General features: G+C 40.8%; 16 protein-coding genes. 14 read left to right on the plus strand and 2 right to left on the minus strand.

The genetic code is table 11. The features are described 5' to 3' along the window. Positions 1-33: 33 nt before the first annotated feature. The 8 genes from HRT96_RS08005 to nagZ all read left to right on the plus strand — a co-directional run bounded on the left by HRT96_RS08005 (position 34) and on the right by nagZ (position 5,540). On the plus strand, positions 34-975 hold the full coding sequence (locus tag HRT96_RS08005) for a 1-aminocyclopropane-1-carboxylate deaminase/D-cysteine desulfhydrase (protein ID WP_293154696.1): 942 nt from the start codon (positions 34-36) through the stop codon (positions 973-975). Positions 976-1,115: 140 nt separating this feature from the next. Beyond that, positions 1,116-1,508: a DUF2750 domain-containing protein gene (locus HRT96_RS08010; RefSeq protein WP_112711772.1), complete on the plus strand. Its 393-nt coding sequence runs from the start codon at positions 1,116-1,118 to the stop codon at positions 1,506-1,508. 66 nt (positions 1,509-1,574) lie between these two features. Continuing rightward, positions 1,575-2,447, plus strand: a complete 873-nt coding sequence (locus HRT96_RS08015) for a 6-carboxytetrahydropterin synthase (RefSeq protein WP_293154699.1) — start codon at positions 1,575-1,577, stop codon at positions 2,445-2,447. 205 nt (positions 2,448-2,652) lie between these two features. Further along, entirely contained in the window at positions 2,653-3,006 is a 354-nt protein-coding gene (locus HRT96_RS08020; RefSeq protein WP_112711776.1) for an HIT domain-containing protein, read from the plus strand. Between the two features lie 129 nt (positions 3,007-3,135). Further along, positions 3,136-3,642, plus strand: a complete 507-nt coding sequence (locus tag HRT96_RS08025) for a penicillin-binding protein activator LpoB (protein WP_293154702.1) — start codon at positions 3,136-3,138, stop codon at positions 3,640-3,642. Positions 3,643-3,652: 10 nt separating this feature from the next. Continuing rightward, positions 3,653-4,327: a phosphotransferase gene (locus tag HRT96_RS08030; RefSeq protein WP_293154706.1), complete on the plus strand. Its 675-nt coding sequence runs from the start codon at positions 3,653-3,655 to the stop codon at positions 4,325-4,327. Beyond that, complete coding sequence (locus HRT96_RS08035; RefSeq protein ID WP_293154709.1) at positions 4,297-4,539, plus strand: hypothetical protein; 243 nt, start codon at positions 4,297-4,299, stop codon at positions 4,537-4,539. The genes HRT96_RS08030 and HRT96_RS08035 overlap by 31 nt, the downstream gene beginning before the upstream one ends. Next, complete coding sequence (nagZ, locus tag HRT96_RS08040) at positions 4,527-5,540, plus strand: beta-N-acetylhexosaminidase (RefSeq protein WP_293154712.1); 1,014 nt, start codon at positions 4,527-4,529, stop codon at positions 5,538-5,540. Before HRT96_RS08035 ends, nagZ begins: the two co-directional genes overlap by 13 nt. A gap of 41 nt (positions 5,541-5,581) precedes the next feature. Here the strand turns inward: nagZ and HRT96_RS08045 are convergent, their stop codons facing one another. Both HRT96_RS08045 and HRT96_RS08050 read right to left on the minus strand, forming a co-directional pair. Beyond that, entirely contained in the window at positions 5,582-7,414 is a 1,833-nt protein-coding gene (locus tag HRT96_RS08045) for a response regulator (RefSeq protein ID WP_293154715.1), read from the minus strand. Further along, positions 7,411-8,310: a PhnD/SsuA/transferrin family substrate-binding protein gene (locus tag HRT96_RS08050; protein ID WP_293154718.1), complete on the minus strand. Its 900-nt coding sequence runs from the start codon at positions 8,308-8,310 to the stop codon at positions 7,411-7,413. Before HRT96_RS08050 ends, HRT96_RS08045 begins: the two co-directional genes overlap by 4 nt. A gap of 451 nt (positions 8,311-8,761) precedes the next feature. On the opposite strand from HRT96_RS08050, the gene fabB reads away from it, so the two are divergent. From fabB to accD, 6 genes are all read left to right on the plus strand, one after another. Further along, the gene (gene fabB, locus HRT96_RS08055; RefSeq protein ID WP_293149049.1) at positions 8,762-9,979 is read left to right on the plus strand and encodes a beta-ketoacyl-ACP synthase I; all 1,218 of its coding nucleotides are present in this window, start codon (positions 8,762-8,764) and stop codon (positions 9,977-9,979) included. Positions 9,980-10,168: 189 nt separating this feature from the next. After that, positions 10,169-11,287, plus strand: a complete 1,119-nt coding sequence (locus tag HRT96_RS08060; RefSeq protein ID WP_293154721.1) for a 4-phosphoerythronate dehydrogenase — start codon at positions 10,169-10,171, stop codon at positions 11,285-11,287. A 17-nt stretch (positions 11,288-11,304) separates the two neighbouring features. Beyond that, complete coding sequence (locus HRT96_RS08065; RefSeq protein WP_293154723.1) at positions 11,305-12,321, plus strand: aspartate-semialdehyde dehydrogenase; 1,017 nt, start codon at positions 11,305-11,307, stop codon at positions 12,319-12,321. Positions 12,322-12,619: 298 nt separating this feature from the next. Continuing rightward, on the plus strand, positions 12,620-14,917 hold the full coding sequence (locus tag HRT96_RS08070) for a FimV/HubP family polar landmark protein (protein ID WP_293154726.1): 2,298 nt from the start codon (positions 12,620-12,622) through the stop codon (positions 14,915-14,917). Positions 14,918-15,098: 181 nt separating this feature from the next. Next, the gene (truA, locus tag HRT96_RS08075) at positions 15,099-15,890 is read left to right on the plus strand and encodes a tRNA pseudouridine(38-40) synthase TruA (RefSeq protein ID WP_293154729.1); all 792 of its coding nucleotides are present in this window, start codon (positions 15,099-15,101) and stop codon (positions 15,888-15,890) included. 346 nt (positions 15,891-16,236) lie between these two features. Further along, a complete protein-coding gene (gene accD / locus HRT96_RS08080) occupies positions 16,237-17,193 on the plus strand; it encodes an acetyl-CoA carboxylase, carboxyltransferase subunit beta (protein ID WP_293154732.1) in 957 nt (318 codons plus the stop codon). The last annotated feature ends 7 nt before the right edge of the window (positions 17,194-17,200 follow it).

The following is a 17,200-nucleotide window of genomic DNA, read 5'->3' on the forward strand; positions in this document are numbered from 1 at the left end:
CTTAACGCTACGTAATAAAACTTGGGAAGCTCTATGCAACTCCGTAATACCCCTGTTGATGAGATCGAATTTTTAGGCCATCAAGTTTACGTTAAGCGCGATGATTTATTGGACGTGGCTTTTACCGGTAATAAAGCGCGAAAGTTTTATCACTTTTTACAACAAGATTTATCATCAGTCGATATCCTTGTCGGTCATGGCTCTGCTCAAGCTAACTCTCTGTATTCCTTGTCTGTATTAGCTAAATTAAAGCAATGTCAGCTGCATTATTATGTTGCTCACCTGCCGCAATATCTTACTGATAACCCCCAAGGTAATTATCGTGCAGCATTAGCGTTGGGCGCTAATATTATCGTTGTTGATTCTGAATGCATTGTCATTGAGCATATACAGCAGCAAGTATTACCGGCGTTAGTTGCGCAAGGTCTGAGCACGGTGTTCATTCCTGAAGGTGGACGTTGTCAGTATGCTGAAACGGGATTGAAAATACTTGCCGATGAAATTATGGCGTGGGCGGAATCAAAAGCGTACTCGGATATTCGCGTGGTATTACCTGCTGGCACCGGCACTACCGCATTATTTTTACAACAACATTTACCCTTCGAAGTGCAAGCCTGTGCGTGTGTTGGTGGCGATGGTTATTTAAAACAGCAGTTCTTGGAATTGTGCGCGGATGAATCTTTACATCCAACGATTATCGCAACAGAGAAAAAGTATCACTTTGGTAAACTTTACCTGCCTTTTTATCACATTTGGACGGAGTTAAAAAAAACCACTAATATCGAGTTTGATTTACTCTACGATCCGCTCGCTTGGTTATGCTTACAGCGGGAGTTTATTGCCGATAATACCAATATAGCTGCAGGGCTTGAAAGCACCGATAAACGCCCTATTCTTTATATCCACCAAGGTGGATTGCAGGGTAATGAAACCATGATACCGCGTTATTTACGCAAGTTGGCATTGGCAAAATAAGATTACGTTGGTTTAACTTTTATTATTTACTATTATTGGTATTTATTATTGGTATTTATTATTGTGCAGCGTACAATCCGCTGCTGCTTTATTATAAACATTATTTGAAACTGCAAACAGCGGTTTCTTGAGAGAAGAATATGACATTTAAAATTCATGACAAGCAAACTGCTGAAGCAGTTGAAAAATCACCTGAAGCGCGTTTCAACTATTTCATATTTCGTGCGGTTAAGTCTGAAGAAGTATGGACATTAGCGGATGAAAACGGTTTTGTTGTTAGCGAAGCTGACGGTGAGCGAAGTATCCCTGTTTGGCCACATGCTGAGTTTGCTAGTGAATGGATCCAAGGTGATTGGTCTGCGTGTCAACCGCTTAAAATTGAAATGGGTGCTTGGCGTAACAACTGGTTACCAGGTCTTGCTGCTGATGGTGTGGTTATTTCAGTATTTCCAAAAGCAGACCAAGAAGTAGTTGTTGTTGATAGTGAAGAGCTTATTGCTTCATTTAAAGATGAATACGACGCTCAAAAATAGTACTGATATAATAGTACCAACCCAACAGCTTTACCCATTTTAGTTAGCATAAAGGACATAATTTAGATGAAATTATTCGTCAAAGATCTTACTGTTATTGATTCGTCAGTATTGGATTATTCACGTGGTATTATTGGCCAGAGTTGGTTAGTGGATATTGTTCTGCATGGTGACTTAAATGAACAAAGCATGATCCTTGATTTTGGTATTGTTAAAAAGTTAATTAAGTCGACGGTTGATGAACTCGTTGATCATAAATTGATCGTACCAGCACATGCTAAATTTTGTGATGTGATGAGTGACGGTGCATTTACCTATGTTGATGCTTGGCGTGAACACAGTGAATCAATTCACTTAGCTTGCCCTGACCAAGCGTTTGCACTTATCCCCGCAGAGCAAATTACTTTAGCTAGTTTAGAAACGTATTTGACTGAGCAGTTAATGTTACGCCTACCAAATAACGTTAAACAGCTAGATGTGAAATTACGTGAAGAAAAAATTGATGGTGCAGATTATTGTTACAGTCATGGTTTACGTAAACATTTAGGTAATTGCCAGCGTATTGCGCATGGTCATCGCTCGACGATTGAAATTTTGCGTAATAATGAACGTGATACTGCCCTCGAATTTAGTTGGGCTGAGCGTTGGAGAGACATCTACCTTGCTGAACATTGCGACATGGTCTCAGCATCTGAATTATCACTTTCACGAGCCGGTATGGCTGCATTAACGCCTGAGCATTACTGCTTTAAATATCAAGCACCACAAGGTGAGTTCCAACTTGCGCTTAGCAAATCAATTGTCGAAATTATGCCGACTGAAACGACGGTTGAGAACATTGCCCAGTTTATTGCCGATACATTAGCAAAAGACGGCAATGATTCACTGACTGTGTTTGCTTATGAAGGTGTTGGTAAAGGCGCGATTGCTTCTGCTTAATCGTCCTTAGCTGAGACGCCATTTACAGTTAAAATTAATTAATAAGCCCGTTAGCCACTACACTCATATTGTAGCTGTTAGCGGGCTTTTTTGTTGTGCTTATCACTGAATCAGGCATAGATAATGAACGATTGCGGATAACAGGTGTATTTGTATTTGTTTTCACTTATTATTGAGTTACTTAATTTTGAAATGGAGTTAAAAAATGGCAGAAGAAACGATTTTTCGCAAGATCATTGATAAAGAGATCCCAGCCGATATTCTCTACCAAGATGAGTTAGTGACTGCATTTCGTGATATTAATCCCAAAGCATCAACACATGTATTAATTATCCCTAATAAGCTGATCCCGACGACGAATGACGTATGCGAAGCAGACGAATTAGTACTTGGGCGTTTGTTTACTGTGGCACGAAAAATTGCCGAGCAGGAAGGTATCGCTGAAAATGGCTACCGTCTTATCGTTAATTGCAACAAGCATGGTGGACAAGAGGTTTACCATTTACATATGCATCTGGTTGGTGGCGAACAGCTCGGTGCTATGGTGACTATAAAATAGTACGCAATACAATGAGCAAATAAAGTCGGTTTATTGACAGTTCGTCACACCGCATCAAGATGACCGCTTATCTCATGACACTTTTTTCGGTCATCTTATTCACTATCAGTAACGTTGGGGGCAGTGTAAATGAAATGGATTCTCACATTAATGTATCTGCTGAGTGCATTATTCGTTACCGCTTGTACATCACCTGTTCAACAAGTGATGCCAATCCAGCTTGAGACGATGCAAGAACACCCGTTAACCACACAAGTGCGAGCGCTAAACTGGGTGTTATTGCAGCAACCTTTCTTTGTGCAAGGCACTTTTGAGCATGGTCAACGCCTTTATATTACCTATCCTAATAGTGCGGTTACGCTCCCAATTACTCATCAAGAACTACAAGGTGCCAGTGCTGAAACACTCGCGCAACTAAACTGGTTTGATATTCAGATTGTCACTGCGCAACAACGCCAGCGTAGCCACAATACTGATTTTACAGGAAGTACAGAAAGAACAGAGAGTAGTTATTCATTAGTGATTAATATTTTTAAAGTTGAAAATACCAGCAATAAGCATACGTTAATGATTAAATTGATTAATAATCGTTTTAATACGGTTGAAGCACAAGTTAGCCGGGTGATCTCATTATGACCTTACATATATGATGAACAAAGCACCTGAATTTGTCGTGCAATTTAGCCCTGAATCATTTTCTTTAACGCCGGTACTCGGTGGTTTAAGCAATCATAATTATCGATTGCAGTTTCAACAACATGGGCGGAACCACAGCTACTTTGTCCGCCAGTTTGCTGCGACTTATCTTGGTATGGATAATGCTGTTGAGCTTGAATACGCCGCGCAAATTCAAGCTGCAAATATTGGTTTAGCGCCGAACGTTATTGTCCAGCATAAACAGGGGATGATTTGTGATTGGATCACGGGTAAGCATTGGGATAATACTGCGCAAATACGCGATGAAAACATTGAAAAATTAGCCCAATTAGTCGCCATGCTTCATCAACAACCTACGCCTAACCATCACCTTGATATGGTCGAACGCCTCCAGCATTATGATCAGACACTTAATGCTGAATTTAAAACGGTACAACTCGCACAGCAGCTGACACTTGTGATTAATTTAATCGAGCAACATTTACCTGCTAATCGATGGGGTTTTTGTCATCATGATATGAATCCATTGAATTTTATTGAAAATGAGCAGACTAAGTTATATTTGTTGGATTGGGAATTTGCCGCTGCGGGTCATTGTGATTTTGATATTGCCACCTTGTTTCAGACATTCGAGTGGCAAGACGTACAACAGGCGCTGTTTTAAGGTATTACAATCAGTATTATCCCGCCGCGAAAGTGACTTTAGAGCAATTAGATGTGATGGCGGTTGTCGTGGAAATGATGACGTTGTTGTGGTGTATTGTCATGTATCAACAAGATAAAGATGTCACCTACTTAAGACTATGGCAACAATCTGAATATGCCATAACAGATAAAATTAACCGATTGAGTAAGGAATTGCAGTGGGACCAGTAGTAGTAGATGTTAACGGTTATGAATTAACGCCTGAAGATAAAGAGATCTTAGCGCACCCATTAACGGGCGGATTGATCCTATTTAGTCGGAACTATGGTGATCATGCTCAGTTAACCGCATTAATTAAATCAATTCGTAACGCCGCTAATGCACCGATTGTGATCTCGGTTGATCACGAAGGTGGCCGCGTGCAACGTTTTCGTGAACAGTTTACCCGGATCCCGGCAATGGGTAAGATCGCGGAATTATATGCGCATGATCGTGAGACCGCCAAACAGTTTACCCAGCAATGTGGTTGGATGTTAGCCGCTGAGCTATTAGCGTTTGATATTGATTTAAGCTTCGCCCCTGTACTTGATTTAGAGCGTGGGAGTCACGTTATCGGCGACCGCTCATTTCATGCCGACCCAAGTTGGGTAACAGACCTGTCCACACAACTTTGTATTGGTATGCATAAAGCCGGTATGAAAACCACGGGTAAGCACTTTCCGGGTCATGGCAGCGTGTTAGCCGATTCACATATTGCATTGCCAGTTGATGAACGGAGTCTAGCGGACATAACCGCAACGGATTTATTGCCATTCAAATCCCTTATTGCCGACGCGCAACTTGATGCAATTATGCCTGCCCATGTTATTTATCAGCAAGTCGATAGTAAGGCGGCTGGTTTTTCTCAATATTGGTTACAAACAGTGCTAAGACAACAGTTGGGCTTTAAAGGTGCGATTTTTTCTGATGATTTATCGATGCACGGTGCCAGTGTTGCGGGTAATTATTTAGCGCGTGCGGAGCAGGCGATGTGGGCTGGCTGTAATTTATTGCTGGCATGTAATGATCGCAAGGGTGTTGAAGCATTACTCGATGGTTTAGATAATAAATTAACCACGGATGATTTTGGCCTTAAGCATACCAGTAATTTTTCATTAGCGGAGCTTAAAAATAGCCGTTTATGGCAAGATACGGCGACGTCGGTAGCCAAGTTTAATCATCAATTTAGTTAAAATTTAGTTAATCAATGTCATTGGTTAGATTGCGTTAATATTCAATGTAACCAATGATGGATTTTTTTCATTAATTGGTCTTCACTAGCAGGCTTCATTAAAAAGTCATTCATACCAACAGCCAGGGTATTTTCTCGGTCTTCGGTGGTGGCGTTGGCAGTCATTGCGATAATCGGTGTGTTTATATTAATATTAGACATTTGACGTATGCCTTTTGTCGCGTCAAAACCATCCATTTCAGGCATTTGTAAATCCATTAATATTAATTGATAATGCTGATTCTCACAGGCTGCAATCGCAAGTAACCCATTACCTGCAACATCCACAGTATAACCCGCACGTTGTAAAATAGTTTTGGTAATAAATTGATTGGCCTTATTGTCTTCAACGAGAAGCAGGCGGGGGGGGGGACCTTCTCTGACAACTTGAGTTTGTGATACCGGTTTCTCAGCAACTGGTGCCATGGTATTTTCTAGTTTTAGTTTAACCCTGAACTCACTGCCCTTATTTAATTGGCTGGTGACGGTGATGGTTCCTTTCATTAAGGTAATTAGTTGTTTTGAGATAGCAAGACCTAAGCCAGAACCGCCGTATTCTCGTGAAAAGGAGCTATCAGATTGAACGAAGTCATCAAAAATGTGGCTTAGCTTATGTTCCGAGATACCAATCCCGCTATCTTTGATGGTGAAACAGACTTGTGTATAGTTTGACTCTTTTACCACGTTCATCATCACATTGACTTGACCTTGCAGGGTGAATTTAATGGCATTATTGGCCAAATTGATGAGTATTTGTGTTAAGCGATTATCATCACCGAGCAACCATAAAGGCGATTCTATATTGCTGGCATGATTTAAGATGATCTGTTTTTGCTGCGCGAGTGGTTCAAGGACACTCGTGACACCTTGCAAGATCTCTTGAATATTAAAAGGGCGATGTTCGAGCTGTAATTTTCCAGCTTCGATTTTAGACATATCGAGGATGTTGTTTAATAAACCAAGTAATATATGCGCTGACTTTAGGCTCGTATCGATAAAGTGCTGCTGCTCTGTATTCATTTCACTTTTGTCGATTAGCGACAATGCCCCCAAAATAGCATGCATTGGATTTCTTATTTCATGGCTCATGGTCGCGAGAAAAGTCGATTTTGTGGTATTCGCATTAATGGCCTGTTCTTTTGCTGCGTGTAATTGTTGCTCACGTTGTTTTTGCTTATGGGTAAACGCTTGAATAAGGTCGACAGATTCATTTAAACGGTCTAATTCGTTGGTTGATACTAATATGATTTGTTCATCGGTATGATGGAGTTGTGATAAGTGTAATAGTCGCTTGTTGATATTTGTTATTGGTTTTAGTACTGAGGAGTGCAGAAATAACGAGATCGCGAGCGCTAAACATAATAATATTAAGGCAATGAGTAGGCGAATTAAATTTACGTGTTTAGTTATATCATCTTGTAAACGCGCAGTGCTGACTGCTATTTTCATATAGCCAAAGGTTTCACCACCAAAAATAACAGGTTGTTGAAATACTTGGTGCTGCAGGCTATCTTCTGCGGGTAGCGCCCCCCAAGTGACTAACACTGTCTGCAGCTCATTATAAATTGCGAAAAACTCGATATCGGGATAATTCGATGATATTTGTAACATGATGGTTTCAAGTAACGGGATATCTTCTGTGATCAGACTATCAATAGTTGTTGCAGATAAGAGATTAAATGTTTGTTGTATTTGTGAGGTTAGATTATTAGTTAGGTAATTATATTCAAAGCGCCGAGCCAATTCTCCTGCAGCCAAACTTGTGACGATGGTAATACACAAGGTGGCAAATAGGATCTTGGACCAGAGTGGGAAATATTTATCTAACTTGGTCATTTAATCGCATTGGCTGAAAAAAATCGATTATCTTTCATTGATTTACGTATTATATCATAGTCACTATCATCACCTGCTAGAAAGCCATTTTTACTCAGTGAATTTTTGTATAGTGCATTGGACTCATTACTTGCGATTAACAATGCTGATAAAGCTTGAAAAATTTCATCGTTTAATCCCGCTTTTGCCACCCAAGGTTTAGTCACATTGGGAAAACGTGCTATTTCACGTAGTAACACGCCTTTAGTACGTAATTTATTAAACGTACTTTCTTTTAATGCGCCAGCATCATAGCGTCCCGCCGCGACAGCTGCGCCGACTGCATCGTGTCTGCCTAAATAGTCAAACTTGGCTAAATCTGTGGCGAATATATGATGGTCTGCAAGGTAAGTTTGTGACAAGTAGCGGCCAATAGTGGATTGTTCAGAGCCAAATGCGAATCGCTTACCAGCTAATTGTTCAGGCTTTGTTATCGAGCTATCCGTTTGGACCGCAATCACACCATCAAAGCGTTTTTTACCTTTTTTAGCTTCGATAGCAAGCAGTTGTAAGTTGGCGTTGGTATTTTTAGCGGTGATATATGAGGCCGGGCCGAGACGAGAAAAATCAACTTTGCCACTGGTAAGGGCCTCGACTCCATCATTATAATTACTCGATATATGCATTCGAATATGAACGGGCTGTTGTAACTTATGTGTCAACTGCGCTTCGAGCGTATTAATAAACGGACGAAATTTAGTGACCATAGTGGTTGGTTTATCGGATGTATATAGACCAAAAATAAGATTGATTTCGGCGCTGATCGGAAAACTAAACAGTAGCGTAATCCACAATAGTAGTGGGCGAAAGTGTTTAACACTCACGCTCGGTAAATGAGTAAATCCTTGCCTGATCATATCCGACTCCCTAGACACTATCTGTTAAATCGATGTTATGGTGTTCACAAAAATCATTAATAAAGTGTGATTATTAATGATTGTTTACATTGACTTAAATTGCCAACTTTGCTTGTTGTTAGCACCATTCAAAAAGCTATCATGGTTGTTTTAACAGCAAAAATTACAACAATTGCAGATGATTTGATCACACAAATCTTTAGGCGGTGACAATCATTGATAGCAATGGGATACTGGTTAACGACCACTTTGCTATAATGACGTTAGATAGGGCAATGAGTCTAGTTGGACTTCTGTTAAGGGAAGGTTCTGTTTTTGGATGAAAAATAATGAGTCCTTAAGCGAAAAATTAATAAAACGGTCATAATCTTATCCGATTATAGGGAAAGCAGACCAGATGACGTTAAAAAATAAGTAAGAATAACGTAATAATTTTATATTAGGGAATATCATGAAAAGAGCGGTTATAACAGGTATCGGTATTGTATCAAGTATCGGTAACAACAAAGCAGAAGTATGTGAGTCACTGAAAGCTGGCAACAGTGGTATCGAGTTTTCACCACAATTCGCTGAACAAAACTTACGTAGCCACGTCTGCGGTTCTGTTAATCTTGATCCTAAGGAAATCATTGATCGTAAAGCAATGCGTTTCATGGGTGATGCAGCCGCTTTTAGTTATATTGCTATGCAAGAAGCGATTGATGATTCAGGTTTAACAGCAGAGCAAGTATCTAACGTACGTACTGGCCTTATTGCAGGTTCAGGTGGTGCATCATCAAAGAATGTTGTTGATTCTGTTGATATCGCTCGTAATAAAAGCGTGAAGCGTGTGGGTCCATATATGGTGACTCGTACTATGTCGAGCACAATTTCTGCTTGTCTTGCTACACCATTCAAAATTAAAGGCCCAAGCTATTCAATTACGTCTGCATGTGCGACAAGTGCGCATTGTATTGGCCATGCCGTAGAGCAAATCCAATTGGGTAAACAAGACGTGGTATTTGCTGGTGGCGGTGAAGAGATTGATTGGACATTAGCATTAGAGTTCGATGCAATGGGCGCGTTATCAACCAAGTATAACGACACACCACAACAAGCATCACGTACCTATGACAAAAACCGCGATGGTTTTGTGATCTCTGGTGGCGGCGGTATGGTTGTCGTCGAAGAACTTGAGCATGCACTTGCTCGAGGCGCAACTATCTATGCTGAAATCACCGGTTACGGTGCAACATCAGATGGCTACGACATGGTCGCGCCATCGGGTGAAGGTGCTATTCGTTGTATGAAACAAGCATTAGAAACAGTAGACGGTGAAATTGATTACCTCAATACACACGGTACATCGACACCTGTAGGTGATACAAAAGAACTTGAAGCGATTCAAGCGGTATTTGGTCATAAGTCACCAAAAATCAGTGCCACAAAATCATTGACTGGCCATGCATTAGGTGCGGCAGGCGTACATGAGGCTATTTATTCATTGATCATGATGGAAAATAGCTTTATCGCAGCAAGTGCCAACATTGAAGACCTTGATGAAAAAGCAGAAGGTCTAGACATCGTTTCAGGTCAGGCAATTGATGCCGAACTAACGAACGTAATGTCGAACAGCTTTGGTTTCGGCGGTACGAATGCGACGCTAGTATTTAGTAAATTTACTAAATAATTGTGCATTAAAGCGCTTAAATAACAATGTGTCAGTGACGGTACATACTACCGTGATTAAAACAATGTAAGCCCATTTATCAGATTATTGATAAATGGGCTTTTTTTTAATCTTCACAACGCGCAAAATGGTTCTTTACTGTTACAACGCGTAAAATAACGCTAATCGTATTATTAAGAGAATACTTAAATGAAGATCCTAGTTGATGAAAATATGCCTTATGCAACCGAGTTGTTCTCTCAGTTTGGTGAAGTAGTGCCTTTATCTGGCCGTACAATTCAAGCAGAGGATTTACACGATGTAGATGCCTTAATGGTACGTTCTGTCACGCAAGTGAACGACGAATTACTTGCTCAAGCCAATAAATTAGCGTTCGTGGGGACCGCCACGATTGGTATCGACCATTTAGACCAAGTTTGCTTACAGCAACGAAATATTGAATATACCAATGCGCCAGGGTGTAATGCAGTATCCGTTGGCGACTATGTTTGCAGCGCATTATTAGTATTAGCTGAGCAGCAAAGTTTCGCCTTAGCAGATAAATCTATTGCGGTTATTGGTGTTGGTAATACCGGTTCGCAAACGGTCAGTAGACTAACGGCTTTAGGTGCACAAGTGATGTTATGCGATCCACCTCGCGTAACAAAAGAAGACTTAACGGGATTTGTTAGCTTAGAACAAGCATTGCAAGCGGATATCATTTGTTTACACGTGCCATTAGTTAAAACGGGCAGTTATCAAACCAAGCATTTATTAACCGCTAAATTACTGGAAAATATTGCGCAAGATGCGATTTTGGTTAATAGCGGTCGTGGTGATGTGATTGATAATCAGGCGCTATTGGCATTAAAACAAGCAGGACATGGGATTACCTTGGTATTGGATGTATGGGAAAATGAACCAACACCACTGCTTGAGCTTATCCCGCACGTGGCTATTGCTACACCGCATATTGCGGGCTATAGCCTTGAAGGCAAAGCGCGTGGTACGGAAATGATTTATCAGGCCTACGCTAAGTTTTTAGGCCAGCAAGCGGATCGGAGTATCAGTGATATCCTACCTGTGCCTGCGGTTAGCCGCGTCGATATTAACCAAAGTGCAGATCAAACATTCGCTAAAAATTTGGTTCATTTGGTATATGATGTGCGCCGAGATGACGCTATTTTTAGAAAAAACATAATGAAAGCCGGTAGTTTTGATGAAATGCGTAAAAATTACTTAGAAAGAAGGGAGTTTTCCTCATTGAGGCTAGTAAATGAGTCACATTATGCGGTAGAGTCGTTATATCAACTTGGGTTTGCCAAATAATTTTTTAGGAGTCGTTGATGAGTCAACTATATGATGTTGCAGTATTAGGCGCAACAGGTGCTGTAGGGAAAATGATGTTGGAAATTTTACAAGAACGTAAATTTCCAATCGGTAATATTTATCCATTAGCAAGTAGCCGTAGTGCGGGTGGTAAAATCACCTTCAATAATAAACAAGTTACAGTATTAGATGTTGAAGAATTCGATTGGACCCAAGTTCAAATTGGTTTGTTCTCTGCGGGTGGTTCTGTATCAGAAAAATGGGCACCAATCGCAGCTGATGCAGGCGTTGTCGTTATTGATAACACCTCACACTTCCGTTATGACGATGATATTCCTCTGGTTGTGCCAGAAGTAAACCCAGAAGCAATTGCGCAATATACCAATCGTGGCATTATCGCCAATCCCAATTGCTCTACAATTCAAATGTTAGTGGCATTGAAACCTATCCATGATGAAGTAGGTATTTCACGTATCAACGTAGCTACATATCAAGCGGTATCGGGTTCTGGTCAAAGCGCAATTGATGAACTAGCAGGCCAAACTGCCAGTCTATTAAATGCACGTGAAGTTGAAACTAAAGTATATCCAAAGCAAATTGCATTTAACGTGATCCCACAAATTGATGTGTTCACGGATAATGGCTACACCAAAGAAGAAATGAAAATGGTGTGGGAAACGCAAAAGATTTTTGCTGACGACAGTATTATGGTTAATCCAACCGCGGTACGAGTTCCGGTATTCTATGGTCATTCAGAAGCGATCCATTTAGAAACGCGTACACCGATCAGTGCTGAAGAAGTACGTTCACTGATGCGTCATGCACCTGGTGTTAAACTGATTGAAAATGAAGAAGATTATCCTACCCCTGTGTCGGACTCTGCGGGTCATGATGACGTGTTTGTTGGCCGTATACGTGAAGATATCTCACACGCGAGAGGTATCAACATGTGGGTTGTTGGTGATAACATCCGTAAGGGTGCCGCAACGAACAGTGTGCAAATTGCAGAGCTATTAATTCGCGATTACCTATAAGAGTAAATTTAGCCTTTGTCTAGGCATTTATTTTAATTGCATGTTTAGCACCCAATATGGGTGCTATTTTTTTATTTTAATTTTATTTTCCTGATTTATATCATAATTTCAATTCACAAGTTTTTTTTATTGAAATTAACCATTAGAATAGTTATACCCAAGCTACTTCCAGAGACTAGCATCTTGAAGTAACTTGGGTATATATGAAGATACCAGTGAATTCATGTGTATACTGGGATTTTGAATATGTTATATTAATTTTAAGTGTGTTGGTGTTGTTTCATAGTAAGGGTTAGCAATGATATCGGGTTTATCTAAGTTAAAATGGGTTGTTTTATTTCTGCTGATGCCTATGGCGAGTATTGCAGCTAATTCAAATGGATTTGTGCTCCAATTAAAAGGTCCTGAAGTACATACTCCGTCATCTCCTGGACGCTATGGCCCTGTTGTCAGAGCTGATACATTATGGTCTGTTGCAACGGCGACAAGACCCAATAACCGCTTGAGTTTATACAAAACCATGGCTGCAATCTTAGCGCTTAACCCTCATGCATTTTTAAACGGTGACATCAACAAGATGATTGATGGCAGCATACTGAAGATCCCCAGTGTAGCTGAAATACAAGCCACAGACGGTTCGAGGCTAAAGCGCCAGCTGACAAAGAAATCAGATTCGAAAGCTAAATCGACTGCCGCAAGTAAACCTGCAACTTCAAATTCGAAAGCTATCCCTAAAAATGAACACGGCCGAGATAAACTGGCTTTACTGCAAGGTGAGTTATCAGAAAGTAATGAACACCTCCTATTATCAAGTGAAACTAATCGCCGCCTTAAGTTACAGCTTGAAAGTATCCGTATGGAACTCGCTGAACTGAAAGAACAAATGGCGATAGATAATCAATTAAAAGCAGATTTGAAAGCCTTAATTGAGCAACAAAATGCACAGATTAGTGAACAACAAGCAACGCTTGAAGAGGCGAAACAACAAGCGGCTCTGGAAGCTGAATCCCAAAATAACTGGTGGCTAATCGGCGGCGTATCGGGCGTATTCTCGTTGTTATCTCTTATTTGGTTAGCTTTATGGTTAAAAAATCGAAATGACCAGAAACATAACATTGAAGATAATGTGATGTTTGATACGGACAACACGGTTGACGAACTCAGTGATTATCTTAATGCCGACAACTATTCTACTGACTCGGCTGTTGATAGTGCTATGCCTGAAGAGTCGCGAGTAGCAGAAGATAAACCCAATAACGAAATAAATACGTTGGCGGAACCAAATTTCAATTTACAGATGCAACAGGAAACGACTTCATTTACCGATGCGCATGATAACTCGCCGGTTGAGCCTATTGTAACCCAGGCTACAGCGCCGATTGTGGCAGGAGTGATTGAACAAACGCCTGTTATGCCAGAGTTAAATTTGAACGATAACGATTTTAGTGATATTGACTTAACATTGGATGATGAAAGTACCAGTTTTGAAAATGACAGTGTAACACCCGATTTAAGCTGGCGTGAAGAGCTTGACGAACCAAGCCTGATCCCAGAGCAACCGACAACTAAGCCCCCAACGCTAGATGAAGACTTAGCTGAAGTTGATTCAATGTTAGAGCAATTTAAGTTAAGTAAAGCACAAGTTCCTGAATCACCGTCTGTAGTAAATGATGAATTTGTGAACATGGACGATATTGAGAGCATCCTCGCAGAAGCTGAGCTAGAAGCCGCCATTCAAGCAGAAACTAAGGACGTCTCATATAATGAGCCGCAGGTTCCGGCGCAGAACGAAGCCGTTGCTATGGACGATATCGATAGTCTTTTAGCTGATGCCGGGCTGGATGCTATCGCGCAATCTAACGCTGAGAGTGTCTCGGCTAATTTAGATAACCAGCAAACAGTCGATATGGACGACATCGATAGTCTATTGGCTGAAACGAGATTCGACACCAATATAGCGCCACCCACAGACACAGAATTATCGAGCAATGACAATAACCTTGATGTTGATGATGTCGATAGTATTTTAGCAAGTGCAGGGGTTGATGAGCCAGCGCAGGATATAGCGGCATATAACGATGAACTACCTCAAGCGCATGGCCAGACGGTCGATGAAATGCTAGCTGAACTTGACGGCACTGCGAATAAAGCACCTGAAGTAACAAAACCACCTGCTTCTAGCGATGAACCATTAAATGATATTGACGCTATGCTGGCGGAGTACAGCCCTAACGCATTTAGCGACGCGCCAAGTGACCAAGCGCCAATTGATGTTGCAGCTGCACAAGCTGAAGAGTTTATTGATATTGATAAATTGTTAAATGAAGCTTCTCAACAACCTGCATCTATTGTCGATGAACCTTACGATCAAGTAAAACTAGACGTAGGACTTGATGAGTACAGCAATACATTGCTGGATAGTAATGCAGTTGTTATTGATGACGAGAGTAATCGCTTTAGTGCGCAATTAGACCTTGCCCGTGCTTATCTTGAAATTGAAGATAAAGACGGCGCGAAATCAATTTTAGAGCCATTAGCCGGTGCTGGTGATGCTGTTCAGCAAGCGGAAGTGAACAAGTTGCTGAGCCGATTATGATGACTCACTATTAGTGGTGTAAAACATTAGTGGTGTTATCGAACTTTAGCTACTTTCAACTTGTAAGCTGAAGCGGTATAATTGAGTGATATAATTATTGTGTAATAATGAGTAAAGCGGTGGCGAAAGTCACCGCTTTTTGTTTTTTTAAAATTAATGAAAGTCTAAAGTTGGAAGATAAATGCGAATTGCACTCGGTATAGAATATGACGGTAGTAAATATTACGGCTGGCAGCGACAAAAAGACGTGATCAGTGTACAAGAGAAATTGGAAGATGCATTGTCACGCGTTGCGAACCACCCCGTGAGAGTTCATTGCGCTGGACGTACCGACTCTGGTGTTCATGGTACCGGTCAAGTTGTGCATTTTGATACTGACGCTGTACGTCAAGACGTTGCTTGGACGCTGGGTGTGAATGCTAATCTACCTGACGATATTGCTGTTCGTTGGGCACTAGAAGTCGATGAAGAGTTTCACGCCCGTTTTAGCGCTACCGCTCGACGTTATCGTTATATTATCTATAACAGCCAGTTACGCCCTGCAATTTTGAGTGCTGGTGTTAGTCATTACTACGGTGATATTGATGTTGCATTGATGCATGAAGCGGCGCAGCAATTAGTGGGCGAACATGATTTCACCGCTTTCCGTGCGAAACATTGTCAGGCCAAAAGTCCGATTAAAACCATGCACCATATTAATGTGATTCGCCAAAATTCGTACATTATTATTGATGTGAAGGCGAATGCATTTTTACATCATATGGTGAGAAATTTAGCCGGTTCATTAATGGAAGTCGGTAAAGGTAACAAACCAGTATCTTGGATTGCTGAGTTATTAGCCGGTAAAGATCGTTCTGTTGCCGCTGCAACAAGTAAAGCGGAAGGTCTGTACATGGTCGAAGTTGATTACCCAAGTCAGTTTAACCTGCCGAGACCTGCTGTAGGGCCACTGTTTTTACCAGAACAATTTTAACTGATTGCTTTAGTTGCAATTAAGTTGATTTTAATTTAAAGAATTAATCATTACCAGCGTGCAGAATAAAGCGATTTTAAATCGCTAATATTGATTCTGGGAGGTGACTTTTTATTAAATTTGGATGGGAAGTCACAAGGGTATGACCAGTTTTATATAAACTTATTGGATAATTTGTGATTTAATTGTATTACACGATAAATGTGAAGTATTGTTGAGTTTGATGAACATAGACTTAACGCATTAATTTTTGTTAATTGATTTTGAAATTTTTCTCATTATCGTATTAACAACGCATTTAACATCATATACTTCAATTAATTAGAACAAATTATAAGTAGGGTTCATGAGCTGGATTGAAAAAATACTACCAAAAAGCAAGAGCGCAACTTCGCGCCGTAATATTCCTGAAGGTGTGTGGACCAAGTGTTCCTCTTGTGATCAGGTTTTATACCATGCAGAACTTGAGCGTAATCTAGGCGTTTGCCCTAAATGCGATCATCATATGCGCGTGAATGCACGTGAACGCCTCAATAAATTGCTTGATAAAGATGGCCGAATTGAAATAGGTGCTGAATTTGAGCCAAGTGATAAGTTGAAATTCCGCGATACCAAAAAATATAAAGATCGTTTATCTAACGCGCAAAAAACAACCGGCGAAAAAGATGCGTTGGTCGTAGAGAAAGGGACAGTTAAAGGTATTCCCGTTGCTGTTTGTGCATTTGAATTCTCATTTATGGGCGGTTCGATGGCAACCGTTGTTGGTGCTCGTTTTGTTGCTGCAATCAATGTATGTATGGCTGAAAACCGTGCGTTAATTTGTTTTTCTGCCAGTGGCGGTGCGCGTATGCAGGAAGCATTATTCTCATTAATGCAAATGGCGAAGACGAGTGCAGCGTTAGCGAAGCTATCAGCCAAAGGTTTACCTTATATTTCGGTGCTGACAGATCCAACCATGGGTGGCGTATCTGCCAGTTTAGCCATGCTAGGTGACGTTAACATTGCTGAGCCAAAAGCACTGATTGGTTTTGCCGGCCCACGTGTTATTGAGCAAACAGTACGCGAAAAATTACCAGAAGGTTTCCAACGCAGCGAATTCTTGCTAGAGAAAGGGGCGATCGATATGATTGTTGATCGTCGTGAAATGCGTGATAAACTTGCAGGCTTATTAGCGAAGATGATGAACTTGGAAACGTCTGATCACATCACGACTGCAGCAGCAAGTACAGAAACGACACCTGTTATTGTGCCCGCAGCCGATGAAATTAAGACGCCAAGTGACGCTCAAAAAATTAACGAGTAAACACTGA

The organism is Moritella sp. (assembly GCF_013215705.1).
In the GTDB taxonomy this organism is placed as follows: domain Bacteria; phylum Pseudomonadota; class Gammaproteobacteria; order Enterobacterales; family Moritellaceae; genus Moritella.

Coding starts and splice junctions, on each gene's coding strand:
- HRT96_RS08050 (WP_293154718.1), bottom strand. CDS start 8,310: ATGATCAGGCAAGGATTTACTCATTTACCGAGCGTGAGTGTTAAACAC.
- HRT96_RS08010 (WP_112711772.1), top strand. CDS start 1,116: ATGACATTTAAAATTCATGACAAGCAAACTGCTGAAGCAGTTGAAAAA.
- HRT96_RS08015 (WP_293154699.1), top strand. CDS start 1,575: ATGAAATTATTCGTCAAAGATCTTACTGTTATTGATTCGTCAGTATTG.
- HRT96_RS08045 (WP_293154715.1), bottom strand. CDS start 7,414: ATGACCAAGTTAGATAAATATTTCCCACTCTGGTCCAAGATCCTATTT.
- HRT96_RS08030 (WP_293154706.1), top strand. CDS start 3,653: ATGATGAACAAAGCACCTGAATTTGTCGTGCAATTTAGCCCTGAATCA.
- HRT96_RS08020 (WP_112711776.1), top strand. CDS start 2,653: ATGGCAGAAGAAACGATTTTTCGCAAGATCATTGATAAAGAGATCCCA.
- accD (WP_293154732.1), top strand. CDS start 16,237: ATGAGCTGGATTGAAAAAATACTACCAAAAAGCAAGAGCGCAACTTCG.
- HRT96_RS08025 (WP_293154702.1), top strand. CDS start 3,136: ATGAAATGGATTCTCACATTAATGTATCTGCTGAGTGCATTATTCGTT.
- HRT96_RS08005 (WP_293154696.1), top strand. CDS start 34: ATGCAACTCCGTAATACCCCTGTTGATGAGATCGAATTTTTAGGCCAT.
- HRT96_RS08070 (WP_293154726.1), top strand. CDS start 12,620: ATGATATCGGGTTTATCTAAGTTAAAATGGGTTGTTTTATTTCTGCTG.
- truA (WP_293154729.1), top strand. CDS start 15,099: ATGCGAATTGCACTCGGTATAGAATATGACGGTAGTAAATATTACGGC.
- HRT96_RS08060 (WP_293154721.1), top strand. CDS start 10,169: ATGAAGATCCTAGTTGATGAAAATATGCCTTATGCAACCGAGTTGTTC.
- HRT96_RS08065 (WP_293154723.1), top strand. CDS start 11,305: ATGAGTCAACTATATGATGTTGCAGTATTAGGCGCAACAGGTGCTGTA.
- fabB (WP_293149049.1), top strand. CDS start 8,762: ATGAAAAGAGCGGTTATAACAGGTATCGGTATTGTATCAAGTATCGGT.